The sequence below is a fragment of the Streptomyces sp. NPDC041108 genome (assembly GCF_055592645.1).
This window is the reverse complement of sequence record NZ_JBVIYK010000004.1, coordinates 58,780-79,675: the sequence shown is the minus strand read 5'-3', so window position 1 is coordinate 79,675 and position 20,896 is coordinate 58,780. Positions and strand designations below refer to the sequence as shown.

General features: G+C 71.8%; 19 protein-coding genes and 1 riboswitch. Of the genes, 15 read left to right on the top strand and 4 right to left on the bottom strand.

Going from position 1 to position 20,896, the window contains the following annotated elements; genetic code table 11:
* Positions 1-120: 120 nt before the first annotated feature.
* From ACZ6BB_RS13485 to ACZ6BB_RS13475, 3 genes are all read left to right on the top strand, one after another.
* Positions 121-1,320 (top strand): MFS transporter, encoded by a 1,200-nt coding sequence (locus tag ACZ6BB_RS13485; protein WP_471615389.1) that lies wholly within the window; start codon positions 121-123, stop codon positions 1,318-1,320.
* 262 nt (positions 1,321-1,582) lie between these two features.
* Positions 1,583-2,371 (top strand): carbon-nitrogen hydrolase family protein, encoded by a 789-nt coding sequence (locus ACZ6BB_RS13480; RefSeq protein WP_471615388.1) that lies wholly within the window; start codon positions 1,583-1,585, stop codon positions 2,369-2,371.
* A gap of 48 nt (positions 2,372-2,419) precedes the next feature.
* Entirely contained in the window at positions 2,420-4,117 is a 1,698-nt protein-coding gene (locus ACZ6BB_RS13475; RefSeq protein ID WP_471615387.1) for a flavin monoamine oxidase family protein, read from the top strand.
* Here ACZ6BB_RS13475 and ACZ6BB_RS13470 read toward each other — a convergent pair.
* Positions 4,114-4,827, bottom strand: coding sequence for a DUF5995 family protein (locus ACZ6BB_RS13470; protein WP_471615386.1), 714 nt, complete (start codon positions 4,825-4,827; stop codon positions 4,114-4,116). The genes ACZ6BB_RS13475 and ACZ6BB_RS13470 overlap by 4 nt on opposite strands.
* 179 nt (positions 4,828-5,006) lie before the next feature.
* A complete protein-coding gene (locus tag ACZ6BB_RS13465; protein ID WP_471615385.1) occupies positions 5,007-6,218 on the bottom strand; it encodes an MFS transporter in 1,212 nt (403 codons plus the stop codon).
* Between the two features lie 215 nt (positions 6,219-6,433).
* Here ACZ6BB_RS13465 and ACZ6BB_RS13460 point away from each other — a divergent pair, with 215 nt between their 5' ends.
* The 10 genes from ACZ6BB_RS13460 to ACZ6BB_RS13415 all read left to right on the top strand — a co-directional run bounded on the left by ACZ6BB_RS13460 (position 6,434) and on the right by ACZ6BB_RS13415 (position 15,777).
* Entirely contained in the window at positions 6,434-7,669 is a 1,236-nt protein-coding gene (locus ACZ6BB_RS13460; RefSeq protein ID WP_471615384.1) for an ROK family transcriptional regulator, read from the top strand.
* Positions 7,670-8,002: 333 nt separating this feature from the next.
* Positions 8,003-8,133, top strand: a riboswitch (FMN riboswitch).
* Between the two features lie 155 nt (positions 8,134-8,288).
* Positions 8,289-8,921 carry a riboflavin synthase gene (locus tag ACZ6BB_RS13455; RefSeq protein WP_471615383.1) on the top strand — a complete coding sequence of 211 codons (633 nt, stop codon included), beginning with the start codon at positions 8,289-8,291 and terminating at the stop codon, positions 8,919-8,921.
* Complete coding sequence (locus ACZ6BB_RS13450) at positions 8,918-9,550, top strand: nicotinamide mononucleotide transporter family protein (protein WP_471615382.1); 633 nt, start codon at positions 8,918-8,920, stop codon at positions 9,548-9,550. Before ACZ6BB_RS13455 ends, ACZ6BB_RS13450 begins: the two co-directional genes overlap by 4 nt.
* On the top strand, positions 9,547-10,836 hold the full coding sequence (locus ACZ6BB_RS13445; protein ID WP_471615381.1) for a bifunctional 3,4-dihydroxy-2-butanone-4-phosphate synthase/GTP cyclohydrolase II: 1,290 nt from the start codon (positions 9,547-9,549) through the stop codon (positions 10,834-10,836). Before ACZ6BB_RS13450 ends, ACZ6BB_RS13445 begins: the two co-directional genes overlap by 4 nt.
* Positions 10,837-10,896: 60 nt before the next feature.
* A complete protein-coding gene (ribH, locus tag ACZ6BB_RS13440) occupies positions 10,897-11,382 on the top strand; it encodes a 6,7-dimethyl-8-ribityllumazine synthase (RefSeq protein ID WP_005485548.1) in 486 nt (161 codons plus the stop codon).
* Positions 11,383-11,416: 34 nt separating this feature from the next.
* On the top strand, positions 11,417-11,689 hold the full coding sequence (locus ACZ6BB_RS13435) for a phosphoribosyl-ATP diphosphatase (protein ID WP_013005073.1): 273 nt from the start codon (positions 11,417-11,419) through the stop codon (positions 11,687-11,689).
* A gap of 46 nt (positions 11,690-11,735) precedes the next feature.
* Positions 11,736-12,593, top strand: a complete 858-nt coding sequence (hisG, locus tag ACZ6BB_RS13430) for an ATP phosphoribosyltransferase (RefSeq protein ID WP_471615380.1) — start codon at positions 11,736-11,738, stop codon at positions 12,591-12,593.
* Between the two features lie 20 nt (positions 12,594-12,613).
* A complete protein-coding gene (locus ACZ6BB_RS13425) occupies positions 12,614-13,078 on the top strand; it encodes a PH domain-containing protein (RefSeq protein ID WP_471615379.1) in 465 nt (154 codons plus the stop codon).
* Positions 13,079-13,348: 270 nt separating this feature from the next.
* Positions 13,349-14,692, top strand: coding sequence for a hemolysin family protein (locus tag ACZ6BB_RS13420; RefSeq protein ID WP_471615378.1), 1,344 nt, complete (start codon positions 13,349-13,351; stop codon positions 14,690-14,692).
* Complete coding sequence (locus ACZ6BB_RS13415; protein WP_471615377.1) at positions 14,689-15,777, top strand: hemolysin family protein; 1,089 nt, start codon at positions 14,689-14,691, stop codon at positions 15,775-15,777. Before ACZ6BB_RS13420 ends, ACZ6BB_RS13415 begins: the two co-directional genes overlap by 4 nt.
* Before the next feature lie 145 nt (positions 15,778-15,922).
* Here the strand turns inward: ACZ6BB_RS13415 and ACZ6BB_RS13410 are convergent, their stop codons facing one another.
* Together ACZ6BB_RS13410 and ACZ6BB_RS13405 are read right to left on the bottom strand one after the other, a co-directional pair.
* Positions 15,923-17,797 (bottom strand): AAA family ATPase, encoded by a 1,875-nt coding sequence (locus ACZ6BB_RS13410; protein ID WP_471615376.1) that lies wholly within the window; start codon positions 17,795-17,797, stop codon positions 15,923-15,925.
* Positions 17,798-18,232: 435 nt separating this feature from the next.
* Complete coding sequence (locus ACZ6BB_RS13405; protein ID WP_471615375.1) at positions 18,233-18,886, bottom strand: uridine kinase family protein; 654 nt, start codon at positions 18,884-18,886, stop codon at positions 18,233-18,235.
* A 173-nt stretch (positions 18,887-19,059) separates the two neighbouring features.
* Here ACZ6BB_RS13405 and ACZ6BB_RS13400 point away from each other — a divergent pair, with 173 nt between their 5' ends.
* Entirely contained in the window at positions 19,060-20,445 is a 1,386-nt protein-coding gene (locus ACZ6BB_RS13400) for a peptidase C39 family protein (RefSeq protein ID WP_471615374.1), read from the top strand.
* Positions 20,446-20,656: 211 nt separating this feature from the next.
* Entirely contained in the window at positions 20,657-20,803 is a 147-nt protein-coding gene (locus ACZ6BB_RS13395) for an SCO1431 family membrane protein (RefSeq protein WP_471615373.1), read from the top strand.
* Positions 20,804-20,896 lie beyond the last annotated feature (93 nt).

Sequence of the window (20,896 nt, the reverse complement as noted above, 5' to 3'; positions counted from 1 at the left end):
ACACCGGACTAGCATCGGTGCCATGACCTGGCGACATTGATCCACCAGCCGTGCCCGCTCCCGAGGGCCGCCTCGGACGCCGTACCGACGACGTCCGATCCGCCCCCTCGGGAAGGCCTCATGACTCTCTCACCCGCGCGCGTGCCCGGTGCCCGGACCAGTGGTGTCCGCCGGCTCACGGCCACGCTGTACGGATACGCGTTCCTGGACGAGTTCGTCCTGCTCTACCCGGTGTACGCGCTGCTGTTCAGCGACGCCGGACTGTCCATCTGGCAGATCTCCTCGCTGTTCGCCCTGTGGTCGATCACCGCGATCGTGCTGGAGGTCCCGTCCGGCGCCTGGGCCGACACCGTCTCCCGACGGCTGCTGCTGTGGCTCGGCCCGCTGCTCACCGCCGTCGGCTTCACCCTGTGGGTGGCCGTCCCGTCGTACGGGGCCTTCGCCGCAGGCTTCGTCCTGTGGGGCGTGCGCGGAGCACTCGGCTCCGGTGCGCTGGAGGCGCTGGTCTACGACGAACTGGACCGGCTCGGCGCGGCCGACCGGTACGCGCGTGTCATCGGCCGGGCCCAGGCGGTCGGCATGGTCGCCGTGATGGCGGCGATGGGTCTGGCGGGAGGGGTCCTCGACCTCGGCGGCCATCCGGCCGTGGGCGCGGCGAGCGTGCTGGTCTGCGTGCTGACGTCGGTGATGGCCACACGGCTCCCGGAGCACCGGCCGGCCGTGGCACGCGGCGGTGACCGGGTCTCCACCCTCACGACCCTGCGGACCGGGCTCGCCCAGGCCCGCAGGGACCGGTCGGTGCGCGGGGCGCTGCTGCTCGTGCCGGCCGTCGGCGCGGTGTGGGGCGCCCTCGACGAGTACACGCCGCTGCTGGTCCGGGACACCGGGGTGGCCGAGGCGACGGTTCCGTATCTGCTGCTGGTGATCTGGGTGGGGCCGGCCGTCGGCAGCCTGCTCACCGGGGTGGGGGAGCGGTTGAGCGGGACCGGGCTGGGGCTGGTCCTGGCGGGTTCGGCGCTCGCGCTGGCGGTGGGCGCGCTGATGGGGACGCCGGCCGGCATCGGGCTGGTGGCCGTCGCCTTCGGGGGCTTCCAGCTGGTGAACGTGCTGGTCGACGCGCGGCTCCAGGACCGGATCGAGGGGGCCCGGCGGGCGACGCTGACGTCCGTGGCGAGCATGGGGACGGAGGTGGCGACGGTCGCCGTGTTCGCCGCCTACGCCATGATCGGCGCGGGGCACGCGCACGGGACCGCGTTCGCCGTGTTCGCGGTGCCGTATCTGGTGACGGCGGGGGTGCTGATGGTGCGAAGGCGCGCGTAGCGGGTGGGGCGTGGGGTTCATGGGCGGCTGCGGATCCGGTGTGGCTGTCGCGCAGTTCCCCACACCCCTGGAGAACGCCGGTGGTGACCCCTTTCAGGTGCGCAACGAATCGTCGTCGACCCCGTCCCGCACGCAACGAATCACCCATCGGTGCGCAATGGCCGCCGCTTGTCCGGCTCGGCGCGCCGACCGTACGGTCTAGGTGGCCCCCGAACCGTCCAGGTGGCCCCGACTCCCCCCTTCGTCCCGGTGAGGAACACGCATGCGTACCGCCCTGCTCCAGAGCTCCGGTCGACCCGGCTCGGTCGTCGGGAACCTGAAGGTGCTCGACGAGGCGGCGGGGCGGGCCGCAGCCGCCGGGGCGGGGCTGGTGGTGGCGCCGGAGATGTTCCTCACCGGGTACGCCATCGGTGACGACATCGCGCGGCTCGCCGTGACGGCCGACGGGGACTCGGCCGACGCGGTCGCCGAGATCGCGGGGCGGCACGGGGTCGCGATCGTGTACGGGTATCCGGAGCGTGCCGGTGACGTGGTCTTCAACTCGGCGCAGCTCGTCTCCGCCGACGGCGAGAGGCTGGCGAACTACCGCAAGACCCATCTCTTCGGCTGCTTCGAGCGCGACCACTTCGTGCCCGGTGAGCGGTCCGTCGTCCAGGCCGAGCTGAACGGACTCCGCGTCGGGCTCCTGATCTGCTACGACGTGGAGTTCCCGGAGAACGTCCGCGCCCACGCCCTCGCCGGGACCGACCTGCTGGTGGTGCCGACGGCCCAGATGCATCCGTTCCAGTTCGTCGCCGAGTCCATGATCCCGGTGCGGGCCTTCGAGAACCAGATGTACGTCGCCTACGTCAACCGGGTCGGCCGCGAAGGGGAGTTCGAGTTCGTCGGGCTGTCCACGCTGGCCGGGCCCGACGGGGTCGCGCGCACCCGCGCCGGGCGCGAGGACGACCTCGTCCTCGCCGACGCCGACCCCGCCTTCCTCGCGGCCTCGCGCGCGGCGAACCCCTACCTCCAGGACCGGCGCCCCGCTCTCTACGGGTCCCTCGTCTGAGATCCGCCCCACCCCGCACACCCCTTTTCCGCTAGGAGTCCGTACCCCATGACGTCCACCGTGCCCAACGCCATCGAGCACGCAGACGAGCAGCAGCCGCCGATCACCATGTTCGGCCCGGACTTCCCGTACGCGTACGACGACTTCCTGGCCCACCCGGCCGGTCTCGGCCAGATCCCGGCCGCCGAGCACGGCACCGAGGTCGCGGTCATCGGCGGCGGGCTGTCCGGCATCGTGGCGGCGTACGAGCTGATGAAGATGGGGCTCAAGCCGGTCGTGTACGAGGCCGACCGGATCGGCGGGCGCCTGAGGACCGTCGGTTTCGACGGGTGCGACCCCTCGCTCACCGCCGAGATGGGGGCGATGCGCTTCCCGCCGTCCTCCACCGCGCTCCAGCACTACATCGATCTGGCCGGCCTGGAGACCCGTCCCTTCCCCAACCCGCTGGCCGAGGCCACGCCCTCGACCGTCGTCGACCTCAAGGGCGAGTCCCACTACGCCGAGACGATCGACGACCTGCCGCAGGTCTACCGGGACGTCGCCGCCGCCTGGAACGCCTGTCTCGAAGAGGGCGCCGACTTCTCCGACATGAACCGCGCCCTGCGCGAGCGTGACGTGCCGCGCATCCGGGAGATCTGGGCCGGGCTCGTCGAGCGGCTCGACAACCAGACCTTCTACGGGTTCCTCTGCGACTCCGAGGCGTTCAAGTCCTTCCGCCACCGAGAGATCTTCGGCCAGGTCGGCTTCGGCACGGGCGGCTGGGACACCGACTTCCCCAACTCCATCCTGGAGATCCTGCGGGTCGTCTACACCGAGGCCGACGACCACCACCGCGGCATCGTCGGCGGCAGCCAGCAACTCCCGCTGCGCCTCTGGGAGCGCGAACCCGAGAAGATCGTGCACTGGCCGTACGGGACGTCCCTGCGGTCCCTGCACGTCGACGGTGAGCCGCGGCCCGCCGTGACCCGGCTGCACCGGACCGCCGGCAACCGGATCACGGTGACGGACTCGAACGGCGACATCCGCACCTACCAGGCGGCGATCTTCACCGCCCAGTCCTGGATGCTGCTGTCGAAGATCGCCTGCGACGACTCGCTCTTCCCGATCGACCACTGGACGGCGATCGAGCGGACCCACTACATGGAGTCCAGCAAGCTGTTCGTGCCGGTCGACCGGCCGTTCTGGCTGGACAAGGACGAGGACACCGGCCGGGACGTCATGTCGATGACGCTCACCGACCGCATGACCCGCGGGACGTACCTGCTCGACGACGGCCCGGACAGGCCCGCCGTCATCTGCCTCTCCTACACCTGGTGCGACGACAGCCTCAAGTGGCTGCCGCTGTCCGCGAACGAGCGGATGGAGGTCATGCTGAAGTCGCTCGGCGAGATCTACCCGAAGGTCGACATCCGCAGCCACGTCATCGGCAGCCCGGTGACCGTCTCCTGGGAGAACGAGCCCTACTTCATGGGCGCCTTCAAGGCGAACCTGCCCGGCCACTACCGCTACCAGCGGCGCCTGTTCACGCACTTCATGCAGGACCGGCTGCCCGAGGACAAGCGGGGCATCTTCCTCGCCGGCGACGACATCTCCTGGACGGCCGGCTGGGCCGAGGGCGCGATCCAGACCGCGCTCAACGCGGTCTGGGGGGTCATGCACCACTTCGGCGGCGCCACCGACGCCACCAACCCCGGGCCCGGAGACGTCTACGACGCGATCGCGCCCGTCGAACTCCCGGAGGACTAGGGCCTGTCGGAGGCCCCCTGGTACGGGCAGTGGGGCAACGGGGTCAGCAGCATGCGGCCCGTCAGGCCCACCGCCGCGTCCAGACGCCGGGCGGACTCCTCGGCGAGATCGGGGAGCCCACGCAGTGCCCACAGAGCGCGCGCCGCCGACCAGGTGGCCTCGCGGGCGCGTTCCAGGCTCCACGCGCCGAGCAGGTGGGTGAGCGGATCGGCGATCTGGAGCAGGTCCGGCCCCGGCATCAGCTCCTCGCGCACGCGCTCCTCCAGCGACACGAGGACATCGCCGACGTGCTCGAACTCGTCCTCCAGATCGGCGGGTTCGCAGCCGAGCGTGCGGCAGGTGTCCACGACGGCCAGCGCGAGGTCGTGCCCGATGTGGGCGTTGATGCCGCACAGGGCGAACTGCAGCGGCCGCACGCCGGGATGGCGCCGGAACTGCAACAACGGCCGCCAGCAGGCGGGCGCGTGCTCGCCCTCGGCGACCCGCAGATAGCGTTCGGCGAAGAGCACGCCCAGGGTGACCGCGGCCTCCGCGTCCGGGAAGTGACCGGAGTCCAGCCGCCGGTCGATGTCCTCCGTGACGGTGAGGTAGACCCGGTTGAAGACGGCGACCCCGTCCCGCTCGGGGAGGACCGCGTCCAGGGCGCGCATACGGGAGACGACCGTGTCCACTGCGTCCACGGGAGGGGGGAACTGTTCCGGCTGCGCCATAGGGGGCAGGGTCCCAGGCCAGGCCCGCCTCCGCCGCCGCCGTGCCCGGCGCGTCCCCGGAACGGGGTAACGCGGCGCGCCGGTGGCGTCTTCGTCCGCGACTGATCCGACCGCTCGGGCGGCGGCCTCGACAGCGACGGTGCCGGGGCGCCCCGGGCCTCGGGGGCCGGGCGTCCGCGTCAGGGCTTCGGGTCGAGGACCGCCGAGTCCGTACGAGGCACCCGGGGGCGGTGCCGCTCGCCGGCCCGCAGCACCCCCGCGAAGGCGACCAGCCCGCACGCCAGCACGGTGACCAGGCCGAACGACACGCCCAGACTGGTCAGTTCCGCCAGACCACCGATCGCGCTCGGCGCGATCAGACCGGAGGTGTACGTGATGGTCGCGACGCCCGCGATGGCCAGACTGGGGTTGGGTCCGCTGCGGCCGGCCGCGGCGAAGCAGAGCGGGACGACGACCGCGATGCCGAGGCCCATCAGGGCGAAGCCGCCCATCGCGACCGCCGGCTGGTTCGAGACGACGATCAGGACCCCGCCGAGCACGGCCAGGGCGCCGCTCACCCGTACCGTGCGGACGGCGCCGAAGCGGTTGACGACCGCGTCGCCCGCGAGCCGGGCCACCGCCATGGTCAGCATGAAACCCGTGGTGCATGCCGCCGCGAGTCCGGCCGATGTCTCCAGCCGGTCCCGCAGGTAGACCGCCGACCAGTCCAGCGCCGCCCCTTCCGCGAACACCGCGCAGAACCCGACCGCGCCGATCAGCAGGGCCGACTTCGGAGGCAGCGCGAACCGGGGCGGCGGCTCCTCGTCCTCGGTGGGCCGGAGGTCCAGTACCCAGCGGCAGGCGACCAGGCCGAGGAGGGTGAGCGTGGCCGCCGCCAGCGCGTGGTGCAGCCGGGCGTCCGAGCCCAGATGGGCGGCGAGGGTGCCGCCCGCCGAGCCCACGAGGGCGCCCGCGCTCCACATGCCGTGCAGACCCGACATGATCGACTTGCCGAGACGGCTCTCGACCTCGACGCCGAGCGCGTTCATCGCCACGTCCGCCATGCCCGCCGACGCGCCGTACACGAACAGCGTGAAGCAGAGCGTCCAGAGGTTCGGCGACAGGGACGGCAGGACCAGGGCGAGCGTCCACAGGGAGATCAGCCCGCGCAGCGCCGTCCGGGCGCCGAACCGGTGACTGATCCGGCCCGCGAGCGGCATCGCCAGCGACGCGCCGATCGCCGGAAAGGCGAGGGCGAGGCCCAGCTGGCCCGCGCCGACCCCCGCGTGGTCCTGGATCCACGGCACGCGGGTCGCGAACGAGCCGGTGACGGCGCCGTGCACGGCGAACACGGCCGCCACGGCGTACCGCGCCCGCCTCACCTCGCGCTGCTCGTAGACCACCACGCCCATTCCTCCGCCTCCCTGTGCCCTGATGTGCCGAGCCGTCGGCGACACCCGAGGTCCGTCAGCCCCGTGACCGACTCTCGAACTTCCGGTTTCCCGATGGCCCCGCGCCCACCGCGCTCGTCGCGCGCAGTAAACTATCAGGAACCCTGCCTGATAGATAGGGAGCGGTCGTCGAGGCCACCGGCCGTACGGCGCCGCAGATCTGGGAGGATCCCGGCATGCCCGCATCACCCAGTACCGCCCGAGCCATCAACGACCGGCTCGCCCTGCGGCTGCTGCAGCAGGAAGGGCCGCTGACGGCCGGGCAGTTGAAGCAGCTCACGGGCCTGTCCCGGCCCACGGTCGCCGACCTCGTGGAGCGCCTCGCCGTCGCCGGGCTGATCGGGGTCGTGGGGGAGTCGGGGGAGCAGCGGCGCGGGCCCAATGCCCGCCTCTACGGCATCGTCGCGGACCGTGCGCACCTCGCCGCGCTCGATGTGCGCACCGAGGGCGTCACCGTGGTCGTCGCCGACCTGCTCGGTACGGAGCTGGCGCGGGCGTCGGTCCCGATCGCGGACGACACCGGCACGGGGCCCGCCGTGGAGCAGGCGGTCGCCCTGGTGGAGCGCACCGCGAAGGAGGCGGGCGCCGACCCGCTGCACACGGTGGCGATCGGCGCCCCCGGCCTGATCGACCCGGCCACGGGCGAACTCCGCGACTCCAGCGGCCTGCCCGCATGGCACCGCCGTCTGGTCGCCGCCCTCGGTGAACGGCTGCCGGCCCGTGTCCTCGTCGAGAACGAGACCAACCTCGCCGCTCTCGCCGAGCAGCGGGAGGGCGCCGCCCGTGACCGCGACACCTTCGTCCTGCTCTGGCTCGGCCTCGGCACCGGCGCCGCCGTCGTCCTCGACGGCCACCTCCGCCGGGGCGCCTCCGGCGGCACGGGCGAGATCGGCTTCCTCCCGGTGCCGGGTACGGCCACGGTCCCCTCGGCCACCGACTGCGAGGGCGGCTTCCACTCCCTGGCCGGCGCGGCGGCGGTGGTGGCCCTGGCCGAGGCGCACGGTCTCGCCGCCGAGGCCGTACCGGGCGAGCCGTACGCGGCGACGCTGGTACGGGCGGCGGCCGGGCCCCCGTCGAGCGGTACCGCCGCCCGGTCGGCCGGGCGTGGCCCGTCGGCGCGCCCGGCCGACCCCCGTGCGCCTTTCCTCGACGCCCTGGCCGACCGCGTCGCCCTCGGCGCGGCCTCGGTCGTCGCCGTGCTCGATCCCGGCTGTGTGGTGCTCGGGGGTGAGGTCGGACAGGCCGGCGGGGAGGAACTGGCCGTCCGGGTGGAGCGGCGCCTGGCGGCGATGTCGCCGTTGCCGACCGAGGTGCGCGCGAGCGGGCTCGGCGGGGCGGCCGTGCTGCGCGGCGCGCTGCTCATGGCCCGCGAGGCCGCGCAGGAGGACGTGTTCGCGCCACCCGCCCGGTGACGGCGGCCCGCGCGTGCCCTCGGAGGTGCGTACCCCGCCGCGGGGGAACACCCGAGGGGACCCGGCGACGGGGCAAGGGCCGTCGTCACCGTCGCCGGGCCGTTCCGGGCGGGTACCGCGACCGCAGACTTTAAAAGGACTAGACCAAGCCGGTCAAGGGGTATCGTCCGCTTCGAGTGGGTTCGTCGGCGCGGAAGTTGACTCCTGGTCAGGGGGAGCGGGAGTCGTGCGGGTGTTGCTGAAGAAGTCCAGTGACGCGACCTGTGAGCCACCCCACAGTTCTCACCCGCATGGGTGCCTACCGGGCGTGGCACACTGGCTCTGTACCAGAAGCAGCGCACTCCGGGGTCGGTGAAAGTCCGAACCGGCGGTTACAGTCCGCGACCCGGTCGCTTCCAGCGGCCGGTTGACCAGGTGAAATTCCTGGACCGACGGTTAAAGTCCGGATGGGAGGCAGTGCGCGGCGGGCGGGCATTCGTGCGCGCCGCCGTCTGTTTTTGGCCTACTCCGACAGGGGTGGGTCTTCACACGGCGTCGCTCTCTGTGCCGCTGTCCGCTCATGTCTGTCGTCTTCGACAGCCCCGGAGTCCGTGCCCTACGAGGCAGGAGGACCCGGGAAGTGTTCACCGGAATCGTCGAAGAGCTGGGTGAGGTCACCGCCGTCGAGAAGCTCGGCGACTCCTCCCGCTTCCGTCTGCGCGGCCCCGTCGTCACCGAGGGCGCGCGCCACGGCGACTCCATCGCCGTCAACGGCGTCTGTCTCACGGTCGTGGAGCACGAGGACGACTGGTTCACCGCCGACGTCATGGCGGAGAGCCTGCAGCGCTCCAGCCTCGGCGCCCTCACCGTCGGCTCCCGCGTCAACCTCGAACGCCCCATGGCCGTCGGCGACCGCCTCGGCGGGCACATCGTCCAGGGCCACGTCGACGGCACGGGCGAGGTCATCGAGCGCAAGCCGTCCGAGAACTGGGAGATCGTCAAGATCTCGCTCCCCGCGGACCTCACCCGGTACGTCGTCGAGAAGGGCTCCATCACCGTCGACGGCATCAGCCTCACCGTCGTCGACGCCGGCCCGGACTACTTCACCGTCAGCCTCATCCCGACCACGCTCGACCTGACCACGCTCGGCCGCAAGCAGCCCGGCGACCCGGTCAACCTGGAGGTCGACGTCATCGCCAAGTACGTCGAGCGCCTGCTGGGCGCGCGGGGCACGGACACTCAGGGGACCGGGATCGAGGAGACGCGGCGGTGAACGCGCTGAACACCGTCGCCTTCACCGCCTTCGGCCAGCAGATCCTCTGGTCGGACATGATCGGCAACATCCTCGGTCTGATCGCCCTCGCCCTCGGCGCGATCCGCTCCCTGTGGAACTGGCCCGTGCAGTTCCTCTCCGGCCTCGTCCTCTTCGGCGCCTTCGTCGGCCACCTGACCGGCAGCGCCGGCAAGCAGGTCATCGTCATGATCGTCGCCGCCTACGGTTGGTGGCAGTGGAACCGCACGAAGGGGCAGTCCGCGGACGGCGCCATCACCCCGCGCTTCGCCACCTGGCGCGAGCGCGGGTACCTCATCGCCGGTGCCGTGCTCGGCACCCTCGCCGTCGGCGGCCTCTTCACCGCGTTCCCGACCCTGTCCTGGGACCCCTGGCCGGACGCGTACATCTTCACCGGCACCGTCGTCGCCATGTACGCCCAGGCACGCGGCATGGTCGAGTTCTGGTTCGCCTGGCTGCTGGTCGACCTGGTGGGCGTCCCGCTCAACTTCGCCAACGGCTACGCCTTCTCCGGTTTCGTCTACATCATCTACGGCGCGCTCGTCCTGTGGGGCATGCGCGACTGGTGGCTGCGCTCCCGCAAGCCCCTCCTGGAAGGAGCTCCGGCATGACCACGGCGCCGATCCTCTACAGCACCAGCGACATCGAGAACTTCGCGCTCGACCCCGTCGAGCAGGCCATCGCCGACATCGCGGCGGGCCGCCCGGTCGTCGTCGTCGACGACGAGGACCGCGAGAACGAGGGCGACCTCGTCATCGCCGCGGAGAAGGCCACCCCCGAGATCATCGCCTTCATGATGAGCGAGTGCCGGGGCATGATCTGCGCACCCATGGAGGGGGACGAGCTGGACCGGCTCGAACTGCCGCAGATGGTGCAGCAGAACACCGAGTCCATGCGCACCGCCTTCACCGTCACCGTCGACGCCGCTCCCCGGCACGGCGTCACCACCGGCATCTCCGCCGCCGACCGCGCCACCACCCTCCAGCTCCTGGCGAGCGGCACGGCCGAACCGGGCGACTTCGTCCGCCCCGGCCACATCTTCCCGCTGCGCGCCCGCACCGGCGGCGTGCTCGTGCGCGACGGCCACACGGAGGCGGCCGTCGACCTCGCCCGCCTCGCGGGTCTGCGCCCGGCGGGGGCGATCGTCGAGATCGCCGGCGAGGACGGCCGGATGCTGCGCCTGCCCGAGCTGATCCCGTTCGCCCGCAAGCACGGCCTGACGATCATCTCCATCGAGGACCTCATCGCCTACCGCCGCTCCGCCGAGCCCACCGTCAGGCGCGAGGCGAAGACCCAACTCCCCACCGAGTTCGGCGACTTCACGGCATACGGCTACCGCTCCACCGTCGACGGAGTGGAGCATGTCGCTCTCGTCCACGGTGAGATCGGCGACGGCGAGGACGTCCTCGTGCGCGTCCACTCCGAATGCCTCACCGGCGACATCTTCCACTCGCTGCGCTGCGACTGCGGCCCCCAGCTGGGGACCTCCCTCGAACGCGTCGCCGCCGAGGGCCGGGGCGTCGTCGTCTATCTGCGCGGCCACGAGGGCCGGGGCATCGGACTGCTGTCCAAGCTGCGCGCGTACGAACTCCAGGAGCGGGGCCGTGACACCCTCGACGCCAACCTGGAGCTGGGCCTGCCCGCGGACGCCCGGGACTACGGTGCCGGCGCGCAGATCCTCGTGGACCTGGGCGTACGCAGCCTGCGCCTGATGACCAACAACCCCGAGAAGACCGACGCCCTCGTCCGGCACGGACTGCGCGTCACCGACCGCGAACCCATGCCGGTCCGCGCGGGCGAGCACAACCTCCGCTACCTGCGCACCAAGCGCGACCGGATGGGTCACGACCTGCCCTGGCTGGACACCACCACGGCGTCCACCTGCGGCAACCAGTAACAACCAGTAACAACCAGCGGCAAGATCCACGAACAGCAGTCCCAGGAACCAAGGAGCAACGTGAGCGGCAAGGGCGCACCCGAACTGTCCGTACGCAACTGCGGCGACCTGCGCGTCGCGGTCATCGCGGCCCAGTGGCACGAGAAGGTGATGGACGGCCTCGTCGAAGGCGCCCTGCGCGCCCTGCACGACCTGGGCATCGACGAGCCGACCCTGCTGCGGGTCCCCGGCAGCTGGGAACTCCCGGTCGTCGCCAAGGTCCTCGCGGGCCGCGGCTACGACGCCATCGTGGCCCTCGGCGTCGTCATCCGTGGCGGCACCCCCCACTTCGAGTACGTGTGCCAAGGCGTCACCCAGGGCCTCACCCAGGTCTCCGTCGACACCGGCGTCCCCGTCGGGATGGGCGTACTGACCTGCGACACCGAGGAGCAGGCCCTGGACCGCGCCGGCATCGAGGGCTCGAACGAGGACAAGGGCCACGAGGCGGTGACGGCGGCGGTGGCGACCGCGGCCACCCTCCGCTCAGTATCTGAACCCTGGCGCTGAGGCAGGGCCGGTTGCGCGTAGGCTGAGCCTCACCATGTCCAAGAAGACGTTCGAGGAGCTGTTCGCCGAGCTCCAGCACAAGGCCGCCACCGGCGACCCCGCCACTTCCCGCACCGCAGAACTGGTCGAGAAGGGCGTCCATACCATCGGCAAGAAGGTCGTCGAGGAGGCCGCCGAGGTCTGGATGGCCGCCGAGTACGAGGGCAAGGAAGCCGCCGCCGAGGAGATCTCGCAGCTGCTGTACCACGTCCAGGTGATGATGGTCGCCCGCGGCATCTCCCTGGACGACGTGTACGCCCACCTCTGAACCGCACCGCACACCCCCTCCCGAACGAACGAAGGAAGCTCGCCTCATGCTGCGCATCGCCGTCCCCAACAAGGGTTCCCTGTCCGGACCTGCGGGGGAGATGCTGCATGAGGCCGGCTACCAGCAGCGCCGGGAGTCCAAGGAGCTGCGGATCGTCGACCCGGTCAACGAGGTCGAGTTCTTCTACCTCCGCCCCCGCGACATCGCGATCTACGTCTCCTCCGGCCGCCTCGACATCGGCATCACCGGCCGGGACCTGCTGATCGACTCCGGCGCCAACGCCGAGGAGATCCTCCCGCTCGGCTTCGCCCGCTCCACCTTCCGCTTCGCCTCCAAGCCGGGAACGGCGAACGGCGTCACCGACCTCAAGGGCAAGACGGTCGCCACCTCCTACGAGGGCATCGTCGCCGGACACCTCGCGGACAACGGCATCGACGCCGCCGTGGTCCACCTCGACGGCGCCGTGGAGACCGCCATCGAGCTGGGTGTCGCCGAGGTCATCGCCGACGTCGTCGAGACCGGCACCTCCCTGCGCAACGCCGGCTTGGAGGTCTTCGGCGACCCGATCATGAAGTCCGAGGCGGTCGTCATCCGCCGCGTCGGCGCAGACACGTCCTCGGAGAACGAGTCCAAGGTGCAGCAGTTCCTGCGCCGCCTCCAGGGCGTCCTCGTCGCCCGGACCTACGTGATGATGGACTACGACTGCCGCGTCGAGCAGTTGGAGAAGGCCGTCGCCCTCACGCCGGGCCTGGAGTCCCCGACCGTCTCGCCGCTGCACAACGAGGGCTGGGTCGCCGTGCGCGCCATGGTCCCGGCCAAGGAGGCCCAGCGGATCATGGACGATCTCTACGACATCGGGGCCCGGGCCATCCTGACCACCGCCATCCACGCCTGCCGACTCTGACGGCCGGGGAGTCCTCCACCATGCCGGACCAGTCCGTCCTCCCCGCCCTGCCGGTCACTTTTCGGCCGGGCCGCACCCGTGCCGTGCTGCTGACCGCGGCGGGCGCGATCTTCGTGGTCATCACGGTGGTCGCGCTGCTGCTGCCGACACTCGGTCCGGGGGAGCGCCTCAGCTTCGTCTTCACGGCGGCCCTGCTCGCCGGAGTGCTGGGCCTGCTCTCCCGGCCCCGGGTGGTGGCCGACGAGTCCGGGGTGACCGTGGTCAACATCACCGCCAGGCGCCAGCTGGGCTGGGCGGAGATCGTGCAGGTGAACCTGCGGGTCGGCGACCCCTGGGTCTTCCTCGACCTCACCGACGGCACCAGCCTGCCCGCCCTCGGTATCCAGCCCGGCATCGCCAAGCAGCGCGCCATCGAGGACGCCCGGACCCTCCGGGCCCTGGTGGAGGCCAGGTCGGTCACCGAGCCCGAACAGCGCCGGGGCTGACCCGGCCCCGCTGTCGGGGCGCGGCGGGACCCACCTCGGGGACGGGCCCGGAGCAAGATCAGGGACGACTCGGGGCCGCCGCCCCTGCCACAGTGGGCCCTGTCTTGATTAATCTGTCGGCGGAGGCGTTTTCGTCGCGCCTCCGTCTCTGTCCCTCCACCCCCGGAAGGCAGAGGCTCCCTGCTAGTTCGAGGAGTGACTCCTTCCAGCGATGGACGGATCGTCCTGTAGTACCTGCGCCGCCCCCTCTCGACCCATCGAGGCGGCGGCATGATCATCCCCCTGTTGCTCCTCGGAGCCGCGTTCCTGCTGATCCTCGCCAACGGCTTCTTCGTGGCCGCCGAGTTCGGCCTCGTGACGGTCGAGCGGGCGGAGGCCGAGAAGGCCGCTGCCGAGGGTGACCGCCGGGCCCACAAGGTGGTGGGCGCGCTCAGGGAGCTGTCGTTCCAGCTCTCCGGCACCCAGCTCGGCATCACCATCACCTCCCTCGTCGTCGGCATGCTCGCCGAACCGGCGCTCGCGGAGATACTCCACGGGCCCTTCACCGCCCTCGGCATACCCGAAGGCGCGGTCTCCGGGATCGCCGTGGTCGTCGGCATGCTGCTGGCCTCCGCCGTGCAGATGGTGATCGGCGAGCTGGTGCCCAAGAACTGGGCGGTGTCGAAGCCGATGCAGGTCGCCCGCTTCGTCGCGGGCCCCCAGCACGTCTTCTCCCGCCTCTTCCGCCCGGTCATCGCCGCGCTCAACGCGGTCGCCAACCGGCTGGTCCGCGCCTTCGGCGTCGAACCCGCCGACGAGCTGGCCTCCGCCCGGACCCCCGGCGAGCTGGTCTCCCTCGCCCGGCACTCGGCCCAGGCCGGCGCCCTGGAACAGGACACGGCCGACCTCTTCGTCCGCACCCTCTCCCTGGGCGAGCTGACCGCGGAGAACGTGATGACGCCACGGGTGAAGGTCAGCGCCCTGCAGTCGTCGGCCACCGCCGAGGACGTGGTCAACCTGACCCGGGCCACCGGTCTCTCCCGCTTCCCCGTCTACCGGGAGCGGATCGACGAGATCGTCGGCATGGCCCACCTCAAGGACGCCCTCGCGATCCCGGCCCACGAACGGCTGCACACCCCGGTCGGCCGTATCGCCAAGGCCCCGCTGCTCGTCCCGGAGTCGCTGCCGGTGCAGCCCCTGCTGGCGCGGCTGCGCAGCGAGCAGCCGATCGCCGTCGTCGTCGACGAGTACGGCGGTACGGCCGGGGTGGTGACCCTGGAGGACATCGTCGAGGAACTGGTCGGCGAGGTCCGCGACGAGCACGACGGGCACGAGCGGCCCGAACTCGCCGCCGCCCCGCCCGAGGACGGTCGCCTCGCCTGGGACGTCGACGGCAGCTGCCGGGTCGACGTGCTCCAGCGCATCGGCCTCGACGTCCCGGAGGGCCCGTACGAGACGGTCGCCGGGCTCGTCGCCGACCTCCTCGGCCGCATCCCCGCGCCCGGTGACAGGGCCGAACTGCCCGGCTGGCGCCTCGCGGTACGGCAGGTCGGGCACTACCGGGCCGAGCGCGTACGCCTCGTGCGCACCGCGGCCGCCACGGACTCCGCCCCGCTCGCGAAGGCGGCCCGATGAGCCTGCTCCAACTCCTGTTCGCCCTGCTCCTCGTGCTCGCCAACGGCTTCTTCGTCGGCGCCGAGTTCGCCCTGGTCTCCGTCCGGCGCAGCCAGATCGAACCGCTCGGGACCACCCGGGCCCGCCAGGTGCTCTACGGCCTGGAGAACCTGCCCCAGATGATGGCGGCGGCCCAGTTCGGCATCACCGTCTGCTCGCTGACGCTGGGCGCGGTGGCCGAGCCGACGGTGGCGAAGCTGCTGGAGCCCGTCTTCGAGGCGGTCCGGCTGCCGCACGGCGTGATCCATCCCCTGGGCTATGTGATCGCGCTCGCCGTTGTCGTCTTCCTGCACCTGGTCGTCGGCGAGATGCTGCCGAAGAACCTGGCGATGGCGGCGCCGGAGAAGACGGCGCTGTGGCTGAGCCCGGCGCTGGTGGCCTTCGCGCGGCTCTGCAAGCCGGTCACGGCCGGTCTCGGCGCCTGCGCCCGTCTGGTGCTGAAGCTCTTCCACGTCGAGCCCAAGGACGAGGTCGAGGCGGTCTTCACCAGCGTCCAGCTGGTACGGCTGGTCGAGGACTCCGGCCAGGCCGGGCTGCTCGACCCCGAGGAGCAGGAACGCCTGGAGGACGCGCTGGAGCTGGGTTCCCGCCCGGTGACGGACGTCCTGCTGAAGCGCGACTCCCTGGTGACGGTGGGCCCTTCGGTGACCCCCGCCCAGGTCGTCGCCCTGACCGCCCGCACGGGCTACTCCCGCTTCCCGGTGATCGCGGAGAACGGCGCCTTCATGGGCCGCTACCTGCACGTCAAGGACGTCCTCGATCTGGAGGACTCCGAGCGCGCCGTCCCCCAGCAGGTCTGGCGCCCCATGACCACCCTCCGCGCGGAACTCCCGCTGGACGACGCGCTGACGGTCATGCGGCGGGCCGCCACGCATCTGGCACAGGTGGCGGACGCCTCCGGCCGGGTGCTGGGCCTGGTGGCCCTGGAGGACGTGCTGGAGCTGCTCGTCGGCGAGGTCCGCGATCCCGCCCACCGCGAGGTCCAGCCGGCCCGGGTGACGGAGCCCAGGGGCAGCGAATCCCCGAAGGAGGCCCTCGCCGGCTGATTCCGCGCAGCTCCCCGCGCTCCTTTCAGGCGGCGGGGAACTGCGCGAACGGAGTCCGGGGCGGAGCCCCGAGCCGGTGACGGGGTGGAAGGGGCGCGAGGCGCCCGGAGGACGGGACGGGCAGGGGGCGGCGGGGGCGAGGCAGTCACATCGCCGACGGATCCCCCGGCCCCCGCCCCGACAGGACCTCCCCGTACGCCTGCATGAGATCCGGCAGCCGCAATGTCGACAGATCGTCCCGCGTCGGAATCGTCGGATACCCCGACAGCCGCAGATCCCGGTACGCGCAGCTCTTCTCGTAGAGCGTCCGCAGGAACCGCCCGTTCCCCAGCTCGTCGATCCATCCCTGGTCGACGACGTGCCCGGAGACGGACCGCAACTCGTCGAGTGCCTCCTCGTCCCACACGTCCCCGTTCTCCGCGGCGAGCACCTCCCCGATGGAGGTCAGCTCCAGAGGGCGGTAGGAGGGGAAGTCGACCCGGGTCGTGAACCGGGAGGACAGGCCGGGATTCGCGGCCAGCAGCCGGTCCATGCCCTCCGGATAGCCGGCCAGGATCACGACCAGATGGTCCCGGTTGTCCTCGGCCCGCTTCAGCAGCACCTGCAGCGCCTCGTCGCCGTACGCGTCGCCCTTGCCGTACCCGGAGTTGGACAGGGAGTACGCCTCGTCCACGAACAGCACGCCGCCGATCGCCGAGTCGATCAGCTCGTTGGCCTTCACGGCGGTCTGCCCGAGGTACTCGCCCACGAGGTCCGCCCGCTGCGCCTCGACGAGGTGATCGCCGCCCAGCAGCCCGAGCGCGTAGAAGACCCGGCCCAGTATTCGCGCCACGGTCGTCTTCCCGGTCCCGGACGGCCCGGAGAAGACGAAGTGCCGCTTGGGCGGCTGGACCGGCAACCCCTGGCCCGCCCGCAGCCGCGCCATGTTCAGCTGCGCGGACAACGCCTTGACCTGCCGTTTCACCGGTTCCAGCCCGACCATCCGCTCCAGCTCCGCGAGCGCCTCCTCCAGCAGCTCCGGATCCGTCGGCCCGGCCGGCAGCGACAGCGGCTCCACCGGCACCACGGACTTCTCCCGTACGAAGGTGTCGCCGGCCTCGGGGGGCAGCCCGCCCGACGGCGGGAGCCCGGCGTCGGAGACCTTCAGGTCCCGGCCCTCGGGGTCGAAGAACGGCTCCAGCCCGTCGCCGTCGAGGACGTCCTGTCCGATCCCGGCGAGCGCGATCGCCGCGAAGTCGCTCGCGTCGTCGTCGTACCCGTCGCCCTCGGCGATGGCCGCCAGCCGCGCCGAGGTGTCCATGAAGGCGGGGTCGACGCGGTGCACCGCCCGGTACAGGGGCAGCGCGGCCGCACTGCGCCCCGTGCCCTCGTGGGCACGCGCCAGCCAGTAGCGCAGCTCCTTGCGCTGCGGCTGTTCGCTGCGACAGCGCATCAGCGCGGCGGAGAGCAGCGGCTCGGCCTGGCCGAACGTCTCCAGCCGGACCCGGGCCATCCCGCCGAACAGGCCCGCCTCGATCCCCAGCAGCGGATCGTCGAGCAGCGGATCGGTGTGCCGGACCAACTGCTCCCAGTCCTTGACGAGATAGGCCCGGCAGGCGTGCAGGAAGCGCACCTGGTGGTCCGCGTCGACCGGCGGCAGTCCCGCGAGCGCCCGGTCCAGCTCGGGCACATGGCGGCCGTCCAGCCAGTGCGAGGCGTGCGCGAGGAGCAGATCGCGCGGGCTCTCCAGCACCGGCTGCACCCACCAGCCCAGCCAGTACCAGGAGTTGAGGGTCCGCCGGTGCCGCGAGCGCTGCTCCCCGAAACGCTCCCGGTGGCGGAACATCCTCAGCAGCGCGGTCGTCGTGTCCACCCGCAGCGCGTGCAGACCGAGCCAGCCGTCGGCCATCCCTGGATCCATCCGCACCGCGGCGCGGAACTCCTCCTCCGCCTGCGGATAGGCGCCCATCGTGTAGGCGTCCACGCCTCGCAGCCAGGCGAGGTCGGCCGGAGCCTCGGGGCCCCGCGAGCCGAAGTCCATCACGTCCCCCACAAACCGTGCCCCCGCTGGAAACCGAACGGGCCGGTGCCCGTCGGCAGCCTTCGTCGAACCGCTGTGCAGCGGACGGGAGTTGCGCCTGAGCGTTGCTGCAGCCGTCCGAAGGTCGCACCCTGGGCATCGTACCTGCGGGTCGGTCGCCCATCGAAGGGTGCCGCAGTGCTCGTCCGAGGAGGTGGGAGCGGACGGGGCGCGTCGCGGACGGTGACCGAGGGTGAAGGAATCGTGCCCCCTGGGTTCCGGAAGAGCCGGAAAAGGGCAGAACGAAGCCCCCGATCACGGGGGAACAACCGGGGGCTTCGCGTTTCTGGGCGGTCGCCGAGGACCGCACATTGAGAACGTAAGACCTGTACGGCCCCTGGGTCAAGCCGAGTTGGGGCTCTCGGGGGCACTTCTCGGACAGTCGTCTTCACAGGTTCAGCACATTGCGGATGGTCCGTCACCCTGAGTGAGGGAAGGTCCCGATCCGGGAGTCGTCGCAGGTCCCGGCAACACCTCGTACCCCGTGTCCCCCGGCCGAATCAGCAGACCGGCGAACGGCCGAGAAGGGTCCTCCGCGAAGTGCCGGCGTTCCGCCCTGACCCACCCGGCCCAGAACTCGCTCTGCTCCGCCCCGTCCCGCGCCTGCCCGCGCGCCCAGGCCGCCCCCTGCGGGAACTCCATCCACACCAGTGCCGCGAGATGCGGTCGCAGCGCACGCCGGCCCGCGCCCACCCCCTCGACGACGATCACGGGCGCGGGCGGCAGGACGCGAGCGGGGCCGAACGCCCGCGCACGCCAGTCGTACGGGGCGCAGCGCGCGCTCCGGCCGTGCCGGAGCGGCTCGATCACCTGCTCCAGCAGGCGTCCGGTCCAGGAGAACAGCTCCTCGTGCGTGGCGACGTCGTCGAGGTGCAGCACCGGGGCACCGTCGAGCGCGTCGGCCAGCCGTCCGGCGAAGGTGCTCTTCCCGGAGCCGGCGTGCCCGTCGATCCCGATGAGCCGGACCGGCCCGCAGGAGGGCGGCAGCCGGCGCAGCCGGGCGGCGAGTGCCACGAGGGCCGGGTCCATGGGTGCGGTGGAGGCGTGCATACCCGGATTCAACACCGTGGCGCGAGGTCAGGACCATGCCAGAGGTGTCGACCAATATTGGCGGGCGTGGCGAGGCGCGAGGTGCTGGCAGAAGCCGTCGCCCGCCGTCCATAGTGGGCGAACAGCCGTGCGTCTGAACCGTTCCTTCAGAGATCACTGGGGGTCTCCCGCAGATGACGAGCCTTTCCGAGCCGTCCCGCAGAACCGTCCTGACCGCAGCCGTCACCGTCGCCGCCACCGCCGCGGCGGGCGCATCGCCGGGACAGGCGGTGGCCGACACCACGAGCGGCCGGGGCGACGCCCTCGCCGGCCTCGCACCAGCACCGGAACGCCCGGCGGACTACCACGCCTGGACCACCTACACCGACTGGCGCTCCGGCAGCCACGAGGGCACCCGGGCCAAGGCGGGGGAGCGGCCGGGTCTGGTGATCGAGACCCCGCTCGGCACGGTCGACCACACCGACCCGCACACCGGGCGGACGGCCGCCTGGGAGTACGCGACGTGGACCTCGCCGGTCCACCGGCCCACCGTCCCCGCGACCGAGGTCATCGCGTCCTGGAACGCGGGCACCCCGGCCGGCACCTGGATCGGGATCGAGCTGCGCGGCACGTACTCCGACGGCACGGACACGCCCTGGTACGTGCTGGGCCGGTGGGCGGCCGGCGACCAGGACATCAGGCGCACCTCCGTCGACGGCCAGAAGGACGGCCGGAGCAGCATCTGGACCGACACCTTCGCGATCGACGACCCGGCCACCGGCCTGCGCCTCGCCTCCTACCGGCTGCGTCTGACCCTGTACCGCACGCCCGGCACCCGGCTCACTCCCACGGTGTGGCGGCTCGGCGCGATGGGCTCCGACGTCCCCGACCGCTTCACCGTCCCGGCCTCCGTTCCCGGGGTCGCGCGTGAGCTGAAGGTCCCGCGCTACTCCCAGGAGACCCACAAGGGCCAGTACCCCGAGTACGACAACGGAGGCGAGGCGTGGTGCAGCCCCACCTCCTCGCAGATGATCATAGAGTTCTGGGGCCGGAAGCCCAGCGCCGCGGACCTGGCCTGGGTGAACCCGGAGTACGCGGACCCGCAGGTGTGCCACGCGGCGCGGTTCACCTTCGACTACCAGTACGAGGGCTGTGGCAACTGGCCCTTCAACGCCGCGTACGCCGCCACCTACAAGGACATGCAGGGCGTGGTGACCCGGCTGGGCTCGCTCACCGACCTGGAGACGCTGATCGCGGCGGGCATCCCGGCGATCACCTCCCAGTCCTTCCTCGCGTCGGAACTGACGGGCGCGGGCTACGGCACCGCCGGGCACCTCATGACGGTGATCGGCTTCACCGCCGAGGGCGACGTCGTCGCCAACGACCCGAACTCGCCGACCAACGAGGCGGTGCGCCGCGTCTACCGGCGCCGCGAGTGGGAGAACGTGTGGCTGCGGACCAAGCGGTACAACGCCGCCGGCAAGGTCGTCTCCGGCACGGGCGGCATCTGCTACCTGTACTTCCCGGCGCGGCCCACGCCCCGCCAGCTCGCGGCGCTCACGGCGGTCGGCGTCTGCTGACCCGGGCGTGCTGACGCGGCGCGGCTCCCGGGTGACCGGGGGTCGCGCCGTTCGCTCGCTCAGGCATGTGACCAAGGTCTCGGCCGCGAACCGCCCATCCGGTGGCAAGGTGGACGCAAACGGCGGAAGGCGCACGGCCCTGCGGGCCGAGAAGCACCCGCCGCACACCGATCACTCACCACCGCACCGCCGAGCACCCCAGCGAGCCGCCATGACCGCGACCTCCGTCACCGCCAACCGTGTCCAGACCGGCACGGGCGGCCCCCGCGACGACGCCCCGAAGACCGTCGAACACCTCATGGGCTGGACCCTGGTCGTGGTGCTCGCGATGCTGCTGACCCAGCTGGGTCTGCTGTGACCTGATCCGGCGGTCGATTCTGTCGATCGGAGTCGAACAAGCTGTTGGAGAGGGTCTGCCATACTGCGGTTGTCCCGCTGGCAGTCGGAGACC

Bases quoted from the DNA above. Each gene is read 5' to 3' on its own strand.
- ACZ6BB_RS13425 (WP_471615379.1), top strand. From the start codon at position 12,614: ATGCCGGACCAGTCCGTCCTCCCCGCCCTGCCGGTCACTTTTCGGCCG.
- ACZ6BB_RS13395 (WP_471615373.1), top strand. From the start codon at position 20,657: ATGACCGCGACCTCCGTCACCGCCAACCGTGTCCAGACCGGCACGGGC.
- ACZ6BB_RS13435 (WP_013005073.1), top strand. From the start codon at position 11,417: ATGTCCAAGAAGACGTTCGAGGAGCTGTTCGCCGAGCTCCAGCACAAG.
- ACZ6BB_RS13445 (WP_471615381.1), top strand. From the start codon at position 9,547: ATGACCACGGCGCCGATCCTCTACAGCACCAGCGACATCGAGAACTTC.
- ACZ6BB_RS13485 (WP_471615389.1), top strand. From the start codon at position 121: ATGACTCTCTCACCCGCGCGCGTGCCCGGTGCCCGGACCAGTGGTGTC.
- ACZ6BB_RS13460 (WP_471615384.1), top strand. From the start codon at position 6,434: ATGCCCGCATCACCCAGTACCGCCCGAGCCATCAACGACCGGCTCGCC.
- ACZ6BB_RS13420 (WP_471615378.1), top strand. From the start codon at position 13,349: ATGATCATCCCCCTGTTGCTCCTCGGAGCCGCGTTCCTGCTGATCCTC.
- ACZ6BB_RS13470 (WP_471615386.1), bottom strand. From the start codon at position 4,827: ATGGCGCAGCCGGAACAGTTCCCCCCTCCCGTGGACGCAGTGGACACG.
- ACZ6BB_RS13480 (WP_471615388.1), top strand. From the start codon at position 1,583: ATGCGTACCGCCCTGCTCCAGAGCTCCGGTCGACCCGGCTCGGTCGTC.
- ACZ6BB_RS13400 (WP_471615374.1), top strand. From the start codon at position 19,060: ATGACGAGCCTTTCCGAGCCGTCCCGCAGAACCGTCCTGACCGCAGCC.
- ACZ6BB_RS13465 (WP_471615385.1), bottom strand. From the start codon at position 6,218: ATGGGCGTGGTGGTCTACGAGCAGCGCGAGGTGAGGCGGGCGCGGTAC.
- ACZ6BB_RS13410 (WP_471615376.1), bottom strand. From the start codon at position 17,797: ATGGACTTCGGCTCGCGGGGCCCCGAGGCTCCGGCCGACCTCGCCTGG.
- ACZ6BB_RS13475 (WP_471615387.1), top strand. From the start codon at position 2,420: ATGACGTCCACCGTGCCCAACGCCATCGAGCACGCAGACGAGCAGCAG.
- hisG (WP_471615380.1), top strand. From the start codon at position 11,736: ATGCTGCGCATCGCCGTCCCCAACAAGGGTTCCCTGTCCGGACCTGCG.
- ACZ6BB_RS13405 (WP_471615375.1), bottom strand. From the start codon at position 18,886: ATGCACGCCTCCACCGCACCCATGGACCCGGCCCTCGTGGCACTCGCC.
- ACZ6BB_RS13415 (WP_471615377.1), top strand. From the start codon at position 14,689: ATGAGCCTGCTCCAACTCCTGTTCGCCCTGCTCCTCGTGCTCGCCAAC.